Origin of the sequence: Desulfofundulus sp., assembly GCF_049701015.1 — a bacterium.
In the GTDB taxonomy this organism is placed as follows: Bacteria; Bacillota; Desulfotomaculia; order Desulfotomaculales; family Desulfovirgulaceae; genus Desulfofundulus.
In genome coordinates, this window is record NZ_JBNATZ010000036.1 from 1 (window position 1) to 15,906 (window position 15,906).

Sequence of the window (15,906 nt, forward strand, 5' to 3'; positions counted from 1 at the left end):
AGGTGTTCCACCACGATCATTAAGGCCGCCCCCATCCTGTTTTAGACAATAAGCCTTCCAGGCAGGTAACCAGGTCATCCAGAGTAAGAACGCCGGCAGGAATGGGCCACCCGGCTACCCGTAAACGCCAGGCCAGTTCCGCCGGTCCGGGCAGGGCCAGGCCAATTTTTTGCAGGACTTCCCGCTGACTGAATACATAAGCGGGTGTTCCCTCCAATACCAGTCTGCCCTCTGAAAGGACCCATACCCTATCGGCGAAAACAACTTCTTCCATGAAGTGGGTAACCAGGATGACAGTCAGGCCTTCCTGACGGTTCAAACTCAGGATACTCTCGAGTACCTCCCGCCTCCCGGCAGGGTCCAGCATAGCCGTAGGCTCGTCAAGTACCAGGCAGGATGGCTTCATGGCAAGGGCACCGGCAATGGCCAGCCGCTGCTTCTGCCCTCCGGAAAGCAAATGGGGCGGGCGCAGCCGCAGGTCCGAAAGCCCAACCATGGATAAAGCGTGATCGACCCGCCGCCTTACTTCTGCAGGAGGCAGGCCCAGGTTTTCGGGACCGAAGGCCACATCTTCTTCGACCAGAGCCGCTACCAGCTGGTTGTCCGGGTTTTGCAGAACCATCCCGACCCGGCAGCGGATCTCCCAAAGATTTGCGGGATCAGCTGTAGATAAACCGTTCACCGTAACGGTTCCCCGGGTCGGCAGAAGCAGAGCATTAAAGTGACGGGCCAGGGTAGATTTGCCCGAGCCATTGGGGCCAATAATGGCAAGCAACTCCCCCTGGCGAATATCACCGTTAATATCTTGCAGGGCAATCCTTTCCCCGGGCTGGCCCGGCAGATAGGTGTGGCTTAGCCCCCGGATGTTAATCTCCGACTTACACAAGTTCGAGGATCACCATGGGTGCAGCATCGCCCCGGCGGTAACCCGTCTTGATAATACGGGTGTAACCGCCCGGACGGTCGGCATACCTGGGAGCCAGGTCGTTAAAAAGCTTGCGTACCACCCGTTCGTCATAGATATAAGCCAGCGCCTGACGCCGGGCTGCAAGGTCACCCCTTTTGGCCAGGGTAACCATTTTGTCGGCGATGCTTTTAACTTCCTTAGCCCGGGGTTCGGTGGTTTGAATACGGTTGTCGCGGAAAAGGGACGTAACCAGATTCCTGAGCATGGCCCGGCGGTGACCGGTATTACGTCCCAGCTTCCGATACGCCATTTTTTTACTCCCCCCTTATTCATCACTTTTGCGCAGGGATAGGCCCAGCTCACTCAGCTTGTTGATTACCTCTTCCAGGGATTTTTTGCCCAGGTTGCGTACCTTCATCATCTCTTCTTCATTGCGCTGGATGAGTTCCTCCACCGTGTTGATACCTGCACGCTTCAGGCAGTTGTAAGAGCGAACAGACAGGTCCAGCTCTTCGATGGTCATCTCCAGGATTTTGTTCTTCTTTTCTTCTTCTTTCTCAACCATTATTTCCACATCTTTAACCGCTTCGGTAAGCCCGATGAACAGGCGCAGGTGCTCACCCAAAATCTTGGCGGAAAGACTGGTAGCTTCATCGGGCCTTATACTGCCGTCAGTCCATACTTCCAGGGTGAGCTTGTCATAGTCCGTGCGCTGGCCCACGCGGGTGTTTTCCACCGTGTAGTTGACCTTGCGTACCGGTGTGAACACGGAATCCACAGGGATGACACCAATGATGTGATCTCCCTTCTTGTTCCGTTCCGCCGGTACATAACCTCTTCCTTTGGCTACGGTAATTTCCATGAACAGACGGCCGTTCGGGGCAAGGGTGGCAATATGCAGGTCGGGATTTAAGATCTCCACGTCCTGGTCGTGGATGATATCACCTGCTTTAACCGCCCCTTCACCCCTGGCCTCAATCCGCAGGATCTTTTCTTCGTCGGTATGCAGCTTGAGACACAGACTCTTCAGGTTGAGAATGATATCGGTTACGTCTTCGCGAACGCCGGGAATGGTTGAAAACTCGTGCAGTACACCCTCGATTTTAACCGAAGTGACTGCAGCCCCGGGAAGGGATGAAAGCAGGATCCTGCGCAGGGAATTACCCAGCGTAATCCCGTATCCCCTCTCCAGGGGTTCCACCACGAACTTGGCATAAGTGTTGTCGGGACTGCTTTCCACGCACTCAATTCTGGGCTTCTCAATTTCCAGCATACGGCAACCCCCTCAAGTGCCGGTTCCGGCCATAAGAGTTTACCAAGGCCATTACCTGGAGTAAAGCTCCACAATCAGGTGTTCCTGTACGGGAGTATCAATCTGGTCCCTGGTTGGGAGGGCCACCACGCGACCTTGCGCCTGATTCTCATCATACTCCAGCCAGGGCGGGGGTGTCCTGTCGGCTGCCCTTTCCATCAGTTCCTTAATGCGCGGGGAGTCTTTGCTCTTTTCCCGTACGGCAATAACGTCGCCTACCCTTACGAGGTAGGAGGGGATATTCACCTTCCGTCCGTTTACTGTGAAGTGCCCGTGACGCACCAGCTGCCTGGCCTCCATGCGGGACGAAGCCAGTCCCAGACGATAGACCACGTTATCCAGGCGCCTTTCCAACAAACGCAGAAGGTTTTCACCTGTAATCCCCGGCTGGCGTTCAGCACGCTCAAAGTAATTCCGGAACTGAGTTTCCAGCACCCCGTAGATACGCCGTGCCTTCTGTTTTTCCCGCAGCTGCAAACCGTATTCGCTGATCTTGCGGCGCGCCTGCCCGTGGGCGCCCGGCGCATAGGGCCGCCGGTCAAGGGCACACTTGGCCGTATAGCAGCGGTCCCCTTTTAGATAAAGCTTGATTCCCTCACGGCGACACAGCCGGCATTGCGGTCCTGTGTATCTGGCCATTTAACTCCTCGATACCTCCTTAGACTCTCCGGCGTTTTGGAGGCCGGCAACCATTATGGGGAATGGGTGTAACGTCTTTAATCAGGCTGACTTCCAGCCCGGCGGCCTGCAGGGAGCGAATGGCCGCTTCCCGGCCCGCTCCAGGACCCTTAACCATCACTTCAACAGTTTTCATGCCGTGTTCCATGGCCTCCCTGGCTGCTGCCTCGGCTGCCATCTGGGCGGCAAAGGGTGTACTCTTCCGCGAACCTTTGAATCCCACGGTCCCGGCACTGGCCCATGAAATGGCGTTCCCACGTGTATCGGTAATGGTCACAATGGTGTTGTTGAAGGTAGAGCGGATGTGGGCCACCCCGTGTTCTATGTTCTTGCGCTCCCGCCTCTTGGTTCGTGCTGCTCTTCTGGCCATCTTACCTTAACCCCCCTTTATTTCTTCCGCCGCACACCCACGGTCTTCCTCGGACCCTTGCGCGTCCGGGCGTTGGTTTTTGTGCGCTGGCCCCGTACCGGGAGGCCCCGGCGGTGACGCAAGCCACGGTAGCAGCCGATTTCAATGAGCCGTTTAATATTCATGGCCACTTCCCGGCGCAGGTCGCCCTCTACCCGGTAATTTTTCTCAATAACGTCCCTCAAACGGTTTACTTCGTCTTCAGTGAGGTTACGTACCCGGGTGTCTGGGTTAATCCCCGTCTGGGCCAGGATTTTTTGGGACGTGGGCCTGCCGATACCGTAAATATAGGTCAGGGCGATCTCCACCCGCTTATCCCTGGGCAGGTCAACCCCTGCAATACGTGCCATGCGTGAAAACACACCTCCATTAACCTTGTTTTTGCTTATGCTTTGGATTTTCGCATATAACCATCACTTTGCCATGACGGCGGATAATCTTGCATTTCTCACAGATGGGTTTTACCGACGGGCGCACTTTCATCTGTCAAACCTCCTTTACCCGGACCATAACCTTATTTGTAGCGGTAAACAATCCGTCCCCGACTCAAATCATAAGGTGACAGTTCCACCAGCACCCGATCACCGGGTAAAATGCGGATAAAATTCATGCGAATTTTACCGGAAACATGAGCTAAGACTTTATGGCCGTTCTGCAGTTCAACTCGAAACATGGCATTGGGAAGTGGCTCAACAACAGTGCCCTCAACTTCAATAACATCCTTTTCCTGTTTAGACATGGGCTTTAGCCAACCTCCTTTCCGGAGCCTGTTAACTCTGCTCCAGTGTTTCATCCGATGGCTTGCCTGACGCAGGTATTGCCTGCCCATAAGTTTCCAGCAGTTCTTTAAGAGCCCTGCGAACTTCCAGATCGGTCACCCGCTGGCCGGTGCTTACCTTGTGCGCTATATCGCCGGCAACCAGTGGATAGACTTTCAAATGCTTGAGGTTCTTCAGCTTAGGCCCGCTCACCCTGCGGTCAGTCCCATTGACCACCCGCACCCTTGTCTCGCTGACACGGTCGAGTATCAGGTAAAATTTACCGCTGTCCCGGCCGGCAGTGGAACTTACCAGCCGGCCCGGCGTGAAATAGTCCTTCACCGGGATCACCTCCAGCTACAACCGGGTAAGAATCTCCGGCTCACCATCGGTGACAGCAATGGTGTGCTCGAAATGGGCCGAAAGCCTGGAATCCCTGGTTACCACCGTCCAGTTATCCTCAAGGGTGCGCACCTCATGGGTACCTGCATTAACCATCGGTTCAATGGCTAAAGTCATACCTGCCTTGAGCCTGGGACCTCGCCCCGGCTTTCCAAAGTTGGGCACCTGCGGCTCCTCATGCATGTTCCGACCAATCCCGTGCCCCACGTAATCCCGGACCACAGAAAACCCGTGCTTTTCCACATAACTCTGAACGGCATGGGAAATATCCGAAAGCCGGTTACCCTGCCGGGCACAACGAATACCTTCGTACAAGGCGCCTTCAGTTACGGCCAGTAGTTTCCGGGCTTCCGGGGAGACATCGCCTACTGGAAAAGTGGCCGCACCGTCCCCAAAATATCCATTTATTTCCGCCCCGACATCAATACTGATAATATCTCCACTTTCCAGTTTTCTTAAACCAGGAATGCCGTGCACCACTTGCTCGTTAACCGAGGTACAGATACTGGCCGGAAAACCGTAAAGCCCCTTAAACGCGGGCCTGGCACCCCGGGCAAGGATAAAGTCCTCGGCCAGCCGGTCCAGTTCTGCTGTGGTCACCCCCGGTTTAACAGCCCGCGAGAGCTCGTTCAGGACCCCCGCCACCACGCGACCTGCATCGCGCATATAGCGCAGCTCCCGCTGCGACTTGATTATGATCATTTAAAGGTCAACTCCCTACTTGATGAAACCCTGGTAGCTGCGCATCAGCATGTGGGATTCAACCTGCTTCATGGTATCCAGGGCCACCCCCACCACAATCAACAGGGCAGTACCACCAAAATAAATCTGGGGGATACGGGTAGCCAGCAGGACAAAGTTCGGCAGGATGGCAATCAAGGCCAGGAAAACGGCCCCCGCCAGGGTTACCCGGCTCATAACCCTGCTTATATACTCCGCTGTAGGACGGCCGGGCCGTATACCCGGAATGAAACCGCCATATTTTTTAATGTTTTCGGCGATATCCACCGGGTTCATGATGACGGCAGTATAGAAGTAGGTAAAGCCAATCACCAGCAGAGCATAAATGATGGTGTGCATGGGCGTACCCCAGGCAAAATATGCCAGATACCAGTTGCCAAACCAGGTGTTTTTAAACCAGCTGGCAAGCTGTTCCGGGAACATCAGAATGGAAGAGGCAAATATCACCGGGATAACGCCAGCCTGGTTCACCCTGAGGGGCAGGTGCGTGGACTGCCCTCCGTATACCCGTCTTCCAACCACGCGCTTGGCGTACTGCACGGGAATGCGCCGCTGGCCTTCATTAACAGCCACAATAGCTGCGATGACCACAGCGCCGATGATCAGGAGGAGGATCACGCTGAAAATGTTGATCGTCCCGGCCTGCAGGTATTGAACGACCCTGACAACACCTGCCGGCACCCTGGAGACGATACCTGCGAAGATCAGCAGGGAGATGCCGTTACCAATGCCTTTTTCGGTTATCTGTTCCCCAATCCACATCAGGAAGGCGGTCCCGGCAGTCAGGGTCAGGGCCACAAGGATGTAGTGGCCGACAGTGGTTTTCACCAGCACATGCTGGTTGCGCAGGGCGAAACTGATACCGATAGCCTGGATAAACGCCAGTACTACAGTAAGGTAGCGGGTGTACTGGACGATTTTTTTCCGTCCCTCTTCACCTTCCTTGGCCAGCCGCTCCAGAGAAGGTATCACCACCGTCAATAGCTGCATGATTATAGAAGCGTTGATGTACGGTGTGATACTCATGGCAAAGATGGAAAAGTTTTTAAAGGCACCGCCCGAAATCACGTCAAAAAAGCCGAAGAGAGCACCGGTTTCGAGCAGCCTTGCAAAAACCTTTACATTGACTCCCGGAACGGGAATGTGGGCACCGATACGAAAAACAAAGAGCATAGCCAGGGTGAAGAGAAGCTTTGAACGCAGTTCATCAATCCTGACGGCGGTTTTGAGGTTCTCCAGCACCTAGATCACCTCAGCCTTACCGCCGGCAGCTTCAATCTTTTCCACTGCCGATTTGCTGAACGCGTGAGCCCGGACGGTAAGCGCCTTTTCCAGCTGCCCTTCCCCCAGGATCTTTACTCCATCCCCCAGCTTTTTAATCACACGTTCGGCCAGGAGAGTTTCCGGAGTTACGACCGTACCGTTTTCAAAGCGGTTCAGGGCTTCAATATTTACGGCGATTATTTCCTTCTTAAAGGGTGCATTTGTAAAACCCCGCTTCGGTATGCGCCGCTGCAAGGGCATCTGGCCGCCTTCAAAACCGGGTCTTACACCTCCGCCGGAACGCGCTTTCTGTCCCTTATGCCCCCGGCCGGCTGTTTTCCCCAACCCCGAACCTATACCCTGCCCCTTACGAGTGGGCCTGGTACGCGCACCAGGGTTGGGTCGCAGGTCATGCAGTTGAGCCACAATCACACCTCCATTTTAGTCACCGGTCAAGAAGACCATCTTTTAATTCGTTTGATTTAAACTTCCTCCACTTTGACCAGGTGGGATACTTTGTTAATCATGCCCCGTATTTGAGGCGTATCTTCATGAACTACCGAACGGTGCAGTTTGCGCAAGCCAAGAGTGCGTACGGTTACGCGCTGGTCTTCGGGGCGCCCGATGAGACTTCTAATCAGGGTAATCTTCAGCTTGGCCACGTTCTTACCCCCCTAGCCCAGTAATTCTTCCATCGTTTTACCCCGCAGCCGGGCCACCTCTTCCGGGGTTTTCAGACTCTTCAATGCCTCCATGGTGGCATGTACCATATTATTGGCGTTATGCGAACCAAGGGATTTGGTGAGGATATCCCGGATCCCGGCACATTCCAGAATCGCCCGCACCGGGCCGCCGGCAATTACCCCGGTACCGGGAGCTGCCGGTTTTAAAAGCACCTTACCGGCGCCAAACTCTCCAACAACTTCATGGGGAATCGTGGTTCCCGACAGGGGCACCTGGATCATGTTTTTCTTGGCATCTTCAATGCCCTTGCGAATGGCCTCGGGTACCTCACCTGCCTTACCCAAACCGGCACCCACCCGGCCGTTTCCATCGCCTACCACCACCAGGGCCGAAAAACTAAAGCGCCGTCCGCCTTTGACCACCTTGGCCACACGGTTAATGGAAACTACTTTTTCGGTAAGCTCAAGCTTACTGGCATCAATCCTGGTCACCCGTTTCCCTCCTTTGTCAGCTAGAATTCCAGACCGGCTTCCCGGGCGGCCTCAGCTAAAGCCTTCACCCGGCCGTGATAAATATACCCGGCCCGATCGAAGACCACTCTTTTAATCCCGCGCTCCAGAGCTTTCTGGGCCACCAGACGACCCACCGCGGCAGCTGCTTCTTTATTGCCGCCTGCCTTGAGCTGCCCCTTCAATTCGGGGGAAAGGGTCGAAGCGCTGACCAGGGTAATTCCCCGTTCATCATCAATAATTTGAGCATACATGTGCTTTAAGCTCCGGAAGACATTCAACCTGGGGCGCTCGGCGGTACCGGAAATCTTCTTGCGTACCCGTAAATGCCTTTTGGCCCGCAATGCCTTGCGATCCGGTTTCTTAATCAAAGCAATCAAGCCTCCCTACTTCTTACCTTTACCGCCAGCCTTGCCGGCCTTGCGCCGGATTTGTTCGTTTTCGTACTTGATGCCTTTGCCCTTGTAAGGTTCCGGCTCCCGTACACTGCGAATAACAGCAGCCAGAGCACCAACCTTTTCTTTATCCGTTCCCCTGACCACAATCCTGGTTGGCGCCGGAACTTCTATCTCCAGCCCTGGCGGGGGGACAATCTCGACCGGGTGGGAATAGCCCACGGACAGCACCAGCTTGTTGCCCTGCTTGGTGGCCCGGTAACCTACACCAACCAGTTCCAGCGTCTTTGCGAACCCCCTGGTAACCCCTTCCACCATGTTGAAGAGCAGGGTGCGGGTCAAACCGTGCAGGGACCGGTGCAGCTTTTCATCCGAGGGACGTTCCACCACCAGACGGCCCTCCTCGTCCAGACGGATACGCATATCCCGGTGAAATTCCCGTTCGAGCTGGCCCTTGGGCCCCTTGATGCGCACGGTATTGCCTTCTATTTGCACCTCAACCCCCTGGGGCAGGGTAATTGGCTTTCTGCCAATCCTGGACACAAGCCTTCCCTCCTCCTACCAAATGTAGCAGATTACTTCGCCGCCCACGCCCAGTTTCCGGGCCTTTTTATCGGTCATAATGCCCTTGGAGGTGGACAGGATGGCAATACCCAGACCACCCAGAACCTTCGGGATTGAATCCTTACGGGCGTAAACCCGCAGGCCCGGCCTGGAAATCCTTTTTAATCCTGTGATTACCCTTTTCTTGTCAGGTCCGTATTTTAAATAAACGCGGATGATGCCCTGCTTGCCGTCGTCAATTACTTCATAATCCTTAATCAGGCCCTCTTCCTTGAGAATATCGGCAATGGCCTTCTTCAGGCGGGATGCAGGGGCCTCCACTTTATCGAGATAAACCGTATTGGCATTGCGAATACGGGTGAGAAAATCCGCTATCGGGTCAGTCATGACCATGGCAATACCCCCTTCCTCTTTACCAGCTGGCCTTGCGAACACCGGGAATCTCGCCCCGATAGGCAAGAGTCCGGAAACAAATACGGCAGATGCCGAACTTGCGCATGTACGCCCGGGGACGGCCGCAAATCTTGCAGCGGTTGTGCTGGCGCACCTTGAACTTGGGTTCGCGCATCGCCTTAATAATCATTGATTTTTTGGCCACTTTTGTCCCCCCTTATATACGATTCATAACCGTTTGAGGATTTTCAGTTACCGGTAGCTCAAGCAGCCGCGAAGGGCATGCCCAGCAGGCGTAAGAGCTCCCTCGCTTCTTCGTCGGTTTTGGCCGTGGTTACAAAAATAATGTCCATTCCCCGTACTTTGTCGACTTTATCATATTCGATTTCGGGGAAGATCAACTGCTCCCGGATGCCCAGGCTATAGTTGCCGCGTCCGTCAAAAGACCTGGGTGAAACCCCCCGGAAGTCCCGCACCCTGGGCAGAGCCACGTTAAAAAGTTTGTCGATAAACTCATACATGCGGTCTCCCCGCAGGGTTACTTTACACCCCACCGTCATCCCCTGGCGTACTTTAAAAGCGGCTATGGACTTCTTGGCACGGGTGATAACCGGACGCTGACCGGTAATGGTGCTCAAATCGCTTACAGCCGCGTCCATGGCTTTGCTGTTATGGGTAGCCTCACCCACCCCCATGTTGATAACCACTTTTTCGAGCCTGGGTACCTCCATCACGTTTTTATAGCCGAACTTCTGCATCATGGCCTTGACTACTTCGTTTTTATATTTATCTTTAAGTCTCGGCATGCTTTTTCACCTGCCTCTTAGCCTACTTTTAGCCTAGTTCTTCCCCGCATTTTTTACATACCCGCACTTTTTTGCCGTCCTCCAGAAATTTTTTACCAATGCGGGTTGGTTTGTTGCACTTATTGCAGACCAGCATGACATTCGAAGCATGGATTGGTGCTTCCTTCTCCACAATGCCTCCCTGGGGCATACGGGGGTTGGGCCTGGTGTGGCGTTTCACGATGTTCACGCCCTCAACAATTACCCGGCCTTTAGCCGGTAAGGCCGCCAGCACCTTGCCCTTTTTGCCGGCATATTTGCCGGTCAGTACCAGCACCGTATCGCCCTTACGCACATGTAACTTGGGCATCCTGACCAACCTCCAGCCTCCCCGGCTAAATTACCTCCGGAGCCAGGGAAATAATCTTCATGAAATCCCGATCGCGCAACTCCCGGGCAACCGGCCCAAAAATACGGGTGCCACGGGGGCTTTTGTCGTCCTTGATAATCACCGCAGCGTTTTCATCAAATTTGATGTATGAGCCATCCGGGCGACGCACTTCCTTGTTGGTCCGCACAACCACAGCCCGTACCACATCGCCTTTCTTGACAACGCCTCCGGGCGTAGCCTCTTTGACGGAACAAATTATTTCATCACCCAGGCTTGCATAACGGCGCATGCTACCACCAAGCACGCGAATACACATCAAGCGGCGAGCGCCGGTGTTGTCAGCAACATTGAGCATTGACTGTACCTGGATCATCGGCTTTTAACCTCCCTTCACAAGGGCTTATTAGATCCGTTCAGCCCGTTCCAGGATTTCAACCACACGCCAGCGTTTTTCCTTCGAAAGGGGTCGAGTTTCCATAATGCGAACCTTATCCCCAACACGGCAGGCATTCTCTTCATCATGTGCTTTAAATTTTTTGGTTTTACGAATGGTCCGCTGGTATAGAGGGTGCCGCACCAGAGTTTCAACCGCCACCACTACCGTTTTATCCATTTTATCGCTGACCACGCGTCCTGTCCGGACTTTGCGCTGTTTACGAACTTCCACCTCGTGACTCCCCTTTCGTTAGGCCCGCCGGATGCCCAGCTCCCGTTCCCGGAGCACAGTCTTCAAACGGGCGATGTTCCGGCGCACTTCCCTGATCTTCATAGGGTTATCCAGCTGGTTGGTAGCCAGTTGGAACCGCAGCTTGAACAACTCGTCTTTGGAATCATCAAGCTTTTTGATCAGCTCCTCATCGGATAGTTCCCGCAAATCCTTAGCCTTCATTTGCCTCACTCCCACGTTTGACAAACTTTGTTTTAATGGGCAGCTTGTGAGAGGCCAGGCGCATGGCTTCCCGGGCCACCTCCTCTTCAATACCGCCCAGCTCGAAGAGTATCCGCCCGGGTTTTACAACCGCTACCCAGTACTCGGGAGCACCTTTCCCGCTGCCCATCCGGGTTTCGGCAGGCTTGGCAGTTATAGGCCTGTCGGGAAATATTCTTATCCACACCTTCCCACCCCGGCGAATGTGGCGGGTCATGGCAATACGAGCAGCCTCAATCTGACGGCTGGTAATCCAGGCAGGCTCCAGAGCCATAAGTCCGTAATCACCAAAGTGGACCTCGGTACCACCTTTGGCCCTGCCGCTCAAATCTCTTACACGATGTTGCTTACGATACTTAACCCTCTTGGGCATGAGCATAGGCCTTCTCCCCTCCCTGGCCGGCCCCGGCCTTGGCCTCCGGCAACACTTCTCCCTTATAGATCCATACTTTCACGCCGATTTTGCCGTAAGTTGTGTCGGCCTCTGCAAAGCCATAATCTATATCCGCCCGCAGGGTATGCAGGGGTACCTTGCCCTCACTGTACCACTCGGTACGGGCGATCTCCGCACCGGCCAGCCGGCCACTGACAGAAACTTTGATACCCTTGGCACCCATCTTCATTGCCCTGGCAACAGCTTGCTTCATAGCCCGCCGGAAGGCAACCCGTTTTTCGATCTGTGCGGCTACGTTTTCCGCCACCAGCTGGGCATCCAGTTCGGGGACCTTAATTTCCACGATGTTTATATGCACCTGCTTATGTGTCATCTTTTCCAGTTCCCGGCGCAGATTTTCTACTTCTGCGCCGCCCCGTCCGATGACTATCCCCGGTTTGGCGGTATAAACGCTGATGCGAATACGGTTGGCCGCCCGTTCAATGACTATGCGGGAAATGCCGGCAGCATAAAGTTTTTGCTTGATATACCTGCGGAGCTTCACATCTTCTAAGAGCAGGCTGGCAAAATTTTTCTTATCGGCAAACCATTTAGCGTCCCAGTCTTTGATAATGCCAATGCGCAGCCCTTTGGGATGTACCTTCTGGCCCACACTACTCCTCCTTTTCTATTCCTTTTCTTTGACCACAACAGTGATGTGGCTGGTCCGCCTGCGCAACAGATCCGCCCGGCCCATGGCCCGGGCCTGGTAACGTTTCCAGGTTGGACCCTGATCCACATAAGCCGCTGCAATATAAAGATTGTCGGGATTCATATCGTAGTTGTGTTCGGCATTGGCCGCAGCTGATTTGATTACCTTGGCTACCGGAACCGCGGCCCTTTTAGGCGTAAACCTCAGTATGGCCAGTGCTTCACGCACGCTCTTCCCCCGGATGAGATCCACCACCTGGCGCACCTTGCGGGGCGAAATACGGACATGCCTGGCCACTGCTCTGGCTTCCATCCCAAACCCTCCTTAAGATTACTTCAGGGCCGTGGATCTTTCGGTGTGGGCACCGTGACCACGGAACAAGCGGGTGGGAGCAAACTCGCCCAGCTTGTGCCCCACCATATCCTCGGTAATGTAAACAGGCACATGTTTCCGGCCATCATGGACCGCAATAGTGTGACCGATCATCTGCGGGAAAATGGTTGAACGCCGGGACCAGGTCTTGATGACCCGCTTTTCACCTTTGGCATTCATTTCCTCGATTTTTTTCAAGAGCTTCGGATCGCAGTAGGGGCCCTTCTTCAAAGAACGTCCCATAGCCTTTTAACCTACCTCCTTCCGGCTGCTGCCCGATTAACAATTACTTCGCCCTTCTCTTGATAATCAGGCGATCGCTGGGTTTCTTCTTCCGCGTACGGGCACCCAGGGCAGGCTTACCCCAGGGAGTAACCGGGTTACGGCCAATGGGTGAACGGCCCTCGCCACCACCGTGGGGGTGATCAACCGGGTTCATAACCACACCGCGCACGGTCGGCCTGATGCCCAACCAGCGAGACCGGCCGGCCTTACCGATGGTGATGTTTTCGTGCTCCACATTACCGACCTGGCCGATGGTGGCCCGGCAATCCAATAGGAGCAGGCGCATTTCACCCGAGGGCATACGAATATGAGCGTACTTACCTTCCTTGGCCATAACCTGAGCGGCCGCACCCGCCGAGCGCACCAGCTGACCGCCTCCACCAGGGTACAGTTCCAGGTTGTGCACCAGTGTACCTACCGGAATGTTCCGCAGGGGCAACGTGTTACCCACCTTGATGTCTGCATCGGGACCCGATACCACTGTCATACCAACTTCCAGCCCTACGGGAGCCAGGATATAGCGCTTTTCCCCGTCGGCGTAATGCAACAGGGCAATGCGGGCCGAACGGTTGGGGTCGTATTCAATGCTGGCCACCCTGGCCGGAACGCCATCTTTATCCCTCTTGAAGTCAATGATCCGGTACATGCGCTTGTGGCCGCCACCACGGTGTCTCACAGTAATCCTGCCCTGGAAATTACGGCCGGCCTTTTTTTTCAGCGGCACCAGCAGGGATTTTTCAGGTTCGGTTTTGGTAATCTCGTCAAAGGTCGATACGGTCACAAACCGCCGCCCGGGAGATGTAGGCTTGAACTTTTTAATACCCAACTGATTTCCCTCCTTCCAGATTAAACCGCCCGCGCACCCGAATCGGGGGGAGGGAAGTTTTACACACCCTCAAACAGTTCGATCTTATCCCCTTTCCGCAGGGTGACGATGGCTTTTTTCACGTCGGGGCGGCGACCAACAATGTTCCGCACCCGTTTTGCCTTTCCTTTAACCCGCATGGTATTGACTTTCTCCACTTTCACCTTGAAGAGTTCTTCCACTGCTTTTTTAATTTCCACCTTGTTGGCACGGGGGTCGACGATAAAGGTATACTTATTGTCGGCCAGCAGGGACATGCTTTTCTCCGTCACAACCGGCCGCTTTAAAATATCCCGGGGATTTTTCACTGGGCCAGCACCTCCTGGACCCTGGCCACCGCATCCTTCGTGATAACCAGCGTATTATGCGCCAGCAGGTCGTACACATTAAGACCGTCGGCAGCCACAGGTTTAACACCGGGAATGTTGCGTGCCGACTTGAACACGTTTTCCTCCCGGTCGGCAGTAACAACCAGGGCCTTGTCATTTACCTTGAGGTTCCCCAAAATGCGTACCATGTCCCTGGTACGGGGCTGTTCAAGCTTCAAGTCCTCCAGGACCACAATTTTGCCGTCCTGCACCTTGGCCGAAAGTGCGGATTTCATGGCCAGGCGCCGCACCTTGCGGGGTAACCTGTAACTGTAGTCCCGGGGATGAGGACCAAAGACTATGCCGCCTTTACGCCAGATGGGCGAACGGATGCTGCCGTGACGTGCGCGACCGGTACCTTTCTGGCGCCAGGGTTTGCGCCCGCCGCCGCGAACCTCGCCACGTGTCTTGGTATCATGGGTTCCCAGCCGGCGCCCTGCCAGCTGCCAGACAACAGCATCGTGCAGCACGGACATATGGACGGGGACACCGAAGACATCGTCCCGCAAGTGAATCTCGCCCACCTGGTCCCCGTTGACATTATATACGGCAACTGTAGGCATAACGCTTTCCTCCTTCCGGTGCCTGGTTACTAGCGGGCCTTAACGGTTTCCTTGACCAGTAAAAGACCCCCGCGAGGGCCGGGGACAGATCCTTTCACCGCCAGAAGATTTCTTTCCGGGTCCACCCGCACTACTTCCAGGTTTTGCACCGTTACCCGCTCCACACCGTAATGTCCGGGCAATTTTCTTCCTTTGAAAACCCGGGCCGGTCCTTTCGCTCCCAGGGAACCGGGCCGGCGGTGGTACTTGGAACCGTGAGCCATGGGTCCCCGGTGAAAGCCGTGGCGCTTAATGCCGCCCGCGAAACCACGGCCCCTGGATGTACCAACCACATCCACCCTTTCACCGATTGTAAAGACATCGGCTTTGATTTCCTGTCCCACCTGATAATCTTCCGCATTCTCAACCCGTATTTCCCTCAAATAACGCAATGGCCGTACGCCGGCTTTGGCAAAATGCCCCTTCAGGGGTTTATTGACAAGACGCTCGGGCTTCTCAACAAAACCCAGCTGAATCGCACTGTATCCGTCCCGCTCGGGGGTTTTTTTCTGCACCACTATACAGGGACCGGCTTCAATGACCGTGACTGGAATGGCCTGCCCGGCATCATTGAAAATCTGGGTCATGCCGACTTTACGGCCGAGGATGCCCTTGGGCATGATCCTTAGCACCTCCTAAAGCTCAAAGCTTGATTTCAATGTCCACCCCGGCAGGCAGATCCAGGCGCATTAAAGCGTCCACGGTTTTGGGAGTGGGTTCCAGGATATCAATCAAACGCTTGTGCGTCCGTATCTCAAATTGTTCCCGCGAGTCCTTGTTTACATGGGGTGAACGCAAAATGGTGTAAATATTTTTCTCCGTAGGTAAAGGAATAGGGCCGGCTACCTGGGCGCCGGTACGCCGGGCGGTTTCCACAATCTTCTGGGCCGACTGATCCAGCATGTGGTGATCGTAAGCTTTCAGCCGGATGCGAATCTTTTGCTTTTTCAACGGGCTACCTCCTTTCAAACCCGGCAGAGGTTATTTGTAGCAAACATTCAGCGAAACCACGCGTGACCCCGTTCCGGACAGACCTGCTTTGCTCCGGCCGTGGTTCTACCGAACATTTACCCAACATTTACTTTTGTAAACAGGAGAAGTGGGACGTGAGGTTTTCTGACACTGACCCCACTTTCCACTTCCCACTTCTCGCTCTCCTGGCTACTCGATAATCTGGGTGACCACGCCGGCTCCGACGGTACGGCCACCT

The 15,906-nt window shown here is 54.7% G+C and carries 32 protein-coding genes; all 32 read right to left on the bottom strand.

Annotated elements, in window-relative coordinates; genetic code table 11:
* Positions 1 to 19: 19 nt before the first annotated feature.
* From ACPLUI_RS03860 to rpsJ, 32 genes are read right to left on the bottom strand one after another with little or no spacing between them, the layout of a single operon-like run.
* Complete coding sequence (locus ACPLUI_RS03860; protein ID WP_424658960.1) at positions 20 to 886, bottom strand: energy-coupling factor transporter ATPase; 867 nt, start codon at positions 884 to 886, stop codon at positions 20 to 22.
* Positions 879 to 1,217 carry a 50S ribosomal protein L17 gene (gene rplQ / locus ACPLUI_RS03865; protein ID WP_424658961.1) on the bottom strand — a complete coding sequence of 113 codons (339 nt, stop codon included), beginning with the start codon at positions 1,215 to 1,217 and terminating at the stop codon, positions 879 to 881. Before rplQ ends, ACPLUI_RS03860 begins: the two co-directional genes overlap by 8 nt.
* A gap of 15 nt (positions 1,218 to 1,232) precedes the next feature.
* The gene (locus ACPLUI_RS03870; RefSeq protein ID WP_424658962.1) at positions 1,233 to 2,180 is read right to left on the bottom strand and encodes a DNA-directed RNA polymerase subunit alpha; all 948 of its coding nucleotides are present in this window, start codon (positions 2,178 to 2,180) and stop codon (positions 1,233 to 1,235) included.
* Positions 2,181 to 2,231: 51 nt separating this feature from the next.
* A complete protein-coding gene (gene rpsD, locus ACPLUI_RS03875; protein ID WP_424658963.1) occupies positions 2,232 to 2,858 on the bottom strand; it encodes a 30S ribosomal protein S4 in 627 nt (208 codons plus the stop codon).
* A gap of 19 nt (positions 2,859 to 2,877) precedes the next feature.
* Positions 2,878 to 3,267 carry a 30S ribosomal protein S11 gene (gene rpsK, locus ACPLUI_RS03880; RefSeq protein WP_424658964.1) on the bottom strand — a complete coding sequence of 130 codons (390 nt, stop codon included), beginning with the start codon at positions 3,265 to 3,267 and terminating at the stop codon, positions 2,878 to 2,880.
* A 17-nt stretch (positions 3,268 to 3,284) separates the two neighbouring features.
* A complete protein-coding gene (rpsM, locus tag ACPLUI_RS03885) occupies positions 3,285 to 3,656 on the bottom strand; it encodes a 30S ribosomal protein S13 (RefSeq protein ID WP_424658965.1) in 372 nt (123 codons plus the stop codon).
* A gap of 19 nt (positions 3,657 to 3,675) precedes the next feature.
* Complete coding sequence (rpmJ, locus tag ACPLUI_RS03890; protein WP_073164650.1) at positions 3,676 to 3,789, bottom strand: 50S ribosomal protein L36; 114 nt, start codon at positions 3,787 to 3,789, stop codon at positions 3,676 to 3,678.
* A 31-nt stretch (positions 3,790 to 3,820) separates the two neighbouring features.
* Entirely contained in the window at positions 3,821 to 4,045 is a 225-nt protein-coding gene (infA, locus tag ACPLUI_RS03895; protein WP_424658966.1) for a translation initiation factor IF-1, read from the bottom strand.
* Between the two features lie 31 nt (positions 4,046 to 4,076).
* Positions 4,077 to 4,415: a KOW domain-containing RNA-binding protein gene (locus ACPLUI_RS03900; RefSeq protein ID WP_424658967.1), complete on the bottom strand. Its 339-nt coding sequence runs from the start codon at positions 4,413 to 4,415 to the stop codon at positions 4,077 to 4,079.
* Positions 4,416 to 4,421: 6 nt separating this feature from the next.
* Positions 4,422 to 5,168 (bottom strand): type I methionyl aminopeptidase, encoded by a 747-nt coding sequence (gene map / locus ACPLUI_RS03905; protein WP_424658968.1) that lies wholly within the window; start codon positions 5,166 to 5,168, stop codon positions 4,422 to 4,424.
* 15 nt (positions 5,169 to 5,183) lie between these two features.
* On the bottom strand, positions 5,184 to 6,449 hold the full coding sequence (gene secY, locus ACPLUI_RS03910; protein ID WP_424658969.1) for a preprotein translocase subunit SecY: 1,266 nt from the start codon (positions 6,447 to 6,449) through the stop codon (positions 5,184 to 5,186).
* Positions 6,450 to 6,896 carry a 50S ribosomal protein L15 gene (gene rplO / locus ACPLUI_RS03915; RefSeq protein ID WP_424658970.1) on the bottom strand — a complete coding sequence of 149 codons (447 nt, stop codon included), beginning with the start codon at positions 6,894 to 6,896 and terminating at the stop codon, positions 6,450 to 6,452.
* Between the two features lie 56 nt (positions 6,897 to 6,952).
* Positions 6,953 to 7,132 (bottom strand): 50S ribosomal protein L30, encoded by a 180-nt coding sequence (rpmD, locus tag ACPLUI_RS03920; RefSeq protein WP_424658971.1) that lies wholly within the window; start codon positions 7,130 to 7,132, stop codon positions 6,953 to 6,955.
* Positions 7,133 to 7,144: 12 nt separating this feature from the next.
* A complete protein-coding gene (gene rpsE / locus ACPLUI_RS03925) occupies positions 7,145 to 7,645 on the bottom strand; it encodes a 30S ribosomal protein S5 (RefSeq protein WP_424658972.1) in 501 nt (166 codons plus the stop codon).
* A gap of 20 nt (positions 7,646 to 7,665) precedes the next feature.
* Positions 7,666 to 8,034 carry a 50S ribosomal protein L18 gene (gene rplR, locus ACPLUI_RS03930; protein WP_424658973.1) on the bottom strand — a complete coding sequence of 123 codons (369 nt, stop codon included), beginning with the start codon at positions 8,032 to 8,034 and terminating at the stop codon, positions 7,666 to 7,668.
* Positions 8,035 to 8,049: 15 nt separating this feature from the next.
* Positions 8,050 to 8,601: a 50S ribosomal protein L6 gene (rplF, locus tag ACPLUI_RS03935; RefSeq protein WP_424658974.1), complete on the bottom strand. Its 552-nt coding sequence runs from the start codon at positions 8,599 to 8,601 to the stop codon at positions 8,050 to 8,052.
* Positions 8,602 to 8,616: 15 nt separating this feature from the next.
* On the bottom strand, positions 8,617 to 9,015 hold the full coding sequence (rpsH, locus tag ACPLUI_RS03940; RefSeq protein WP_424658987.1) for a 30S ribosomal protein S8: 399 nt from the start codon (positions 9,013 to 9,015) through the stop codon (positions 8,617 to 8,619).
* A 19-nt stretch (positions 9,016 to 9,034) separates the two neighbouring features.
* Positions 9,035 to 9,220: a type Z 30S ribosomal protein S14 gene (locus ACPLUI_RS03945; RefSeq protein ID WP_424658975.1), complete on the bottom strand. Its 186-nt coding sequence runs from the start codon at positions 9,218 to 9,220 to the stop codon at positions 9,035 to 9,037.
* Positions 9,221 to 9,278: 58 nt separating this feature from the next.
* Positions 9,279 to 9,821 (bottom strand): 50S ribosomal protein L5, encoded by a 543-nt coding sequence (gene rplE / locus ACPLUI_RS03950; RefSeq protein WP_424658976.1) that lies wholly within the window; start codon positions 9,819 to 9,821, stop codon positions 9,279 to 9,281.
* A gap of 28 nt (positions 9,822 to 9,849) precedes the next feature.
* The gene (gene rplX, locus ACPLUI_RS03955) at positions 9,850 to 10,170 is read right to left on the bottom strand and encodes a 50S ribosomal protein L24 (protein ID WP_424658977.1); all 321 of its coding nucleotides are present in this window, start codon (positions 10,168 to 10,170) and stop codon (positions 9,850 to 9,852) included.
* A 25-nt stretch (positions 10,171 to 10,195) separates the two neighbouring features.
* On the bottom strand, positions 10,196 to 10,564 hold the full coding sequence (gene rplN, locus ACPLUI_RS03960) for a 50S ribosomal protein L14 (RefSeq protein ID WP_072868783.1): 369 nt from the start codon (positions 10,562 to 10,564) through the stop codon (positions 10,196 to 10,198).
* Between the two features lie 30 nt (positions 10,565 to 10,594).
* Positions 10,595 to 10,858, bottom strand: a complete 264-nt coding sequence (gene rpsQ, locus ACPLUI_RS03965; protein ID WP_013824054.1) for a 30S ribosomal protein S17 — start codon at positions 10,856 to 10,858, stop codon at positions 10,595 to 10,597.
* Between the two features lie 18 nt (positions 10,859 to 10,876).
* Positions 10,877 to 11,080 carry a 50S ribosomal protein L29 gene (rpmC, locus tag ACPLUI_RS03970; protein ID WP_424658978.1) on the bottom strand — a complete coding sequence of 68 codons (204 nt, stop codon included), beginning with the start codon at positions 11,078 to 11,080 and terminating at the stop codon, positions 10,877 to 10,879.
* Positions 11,070 to 11,498, bottom strand: a complete 429-nt coding sequence (gene rplP / locus ACPLUI_RS03975) for a 50S ribosomal protein L16 (protein ID WP_424658979.1) — start codon at positions 11,496 to 11,498, stop codon at positions 11,070 to 11,072. The genes rpmC and rplP overlap by 11 nt, the downstream gene beginning before the upstream one ends.
* Positions 11,476 to 12,165 carry a 30S ribosomal protein S3 gene (gene rpsC, locus ACPLUI_RS03980; RefSeq protein ID WP_424658980.1) on the bottom strand — a complete coding sequence of 230 codons (690 nt, stop codon included), beginning with the start codon at positions 12,163 to 12,165 and terminating at the stop codon, positions 11,476 to 11,478. Before rpsC ends, rplP begins: the two co-directional genes overlap by 23 nt.
* 15 nt (positions 12,166 to 12,180) lie before the next feature.
* Entirely contained in the window at positions 12,181 to 12,516 is a 336-nt protein-coding gene (gene rplV / locus ACPLUI_RS03985; RefSeq protein WP_424658981.1) for a 50S ribosomal protein L22, read from the bottom strand.
* Positions 12,517 to 12,534: 18 nt separating this feature from the next.
* Positions 12,535 to 12,819: a 30S ribosomal protein S19 gene (rpsS, locus tag ACPLUI_RS03990; RefSeq protein ID WP_424658982.1), complete on the bottom strand. Its 285-nt coding sequence runs from the start codon at positions 12,817 to 12,819 to the stop codon at positions 12,535 to 12,537.
* Between the two features lie 43 nt (positions 12,820 to 12,862).
* Positions 12,863 to 13,687, bottom strand: coding sequence for a 50S ribosomal protein L2 (gene rplB / locus ACPLUI_RS03995; RefSeq protein WP_424658983.1), 825 nt, complete (start codon positions 13,685 to 13,687; stop codon positions 12,863 to 12,865).
* Positions 13,688 to 13,746: 59 nt separating this feature from the next.
* Positions 13,747 to 14,034, bottom strand: a complete 288-nt coding sequence (gene rplW / locus ACPLUI_RS04000; RefSeq protein ID WP_424658984.1) for a 50S ribosomal protein L23 — start codon at positions 14,032 to 14,034, stop codon at positions 13,747 to 13,749.
* A complete protein-coding gene (rplD, locus tag ACPLUI_RS04005) occupies positions 14,031 to 14,657 on the bottom strand; it encodes a 50S ribosomal protein L4 (protein WP_424658985.1) in 627 nt (208 codons plus the stop codon). The genes rplW and rplD overlap by 4 nt, the downstream gene beginning before the upstream one ends.
* 29 nt (positions 14,658 to 14,686) lie before the next feature.
* Positions 14,687 to 15,316 (bottom strand): 50S ribosomal protein L3, encoded by a 630-nt coding sequence (gene rplC / locus ACPLUI_RS04010; protein ID WP_424658986.1) that lies wholly within the window; start codon positions 15,314 to 15,316, stop codon positions 14,687 to 14,689.
* A 22-nt stretch (positions 15,317 to 15,338) separates the two neighbouring features.
* Entirely contained in the window at positions 15,339 to 15,647 is a 309-nt protein-coding gene (gene rpsJ, locus ACPLUI_RS04015) for a 30S ribosomal protein S10 (protein WP_013824064.1), read from the bottom strand.
* Positions 15,648 to 15,906 lie beyond the last annotated feature (259 nt).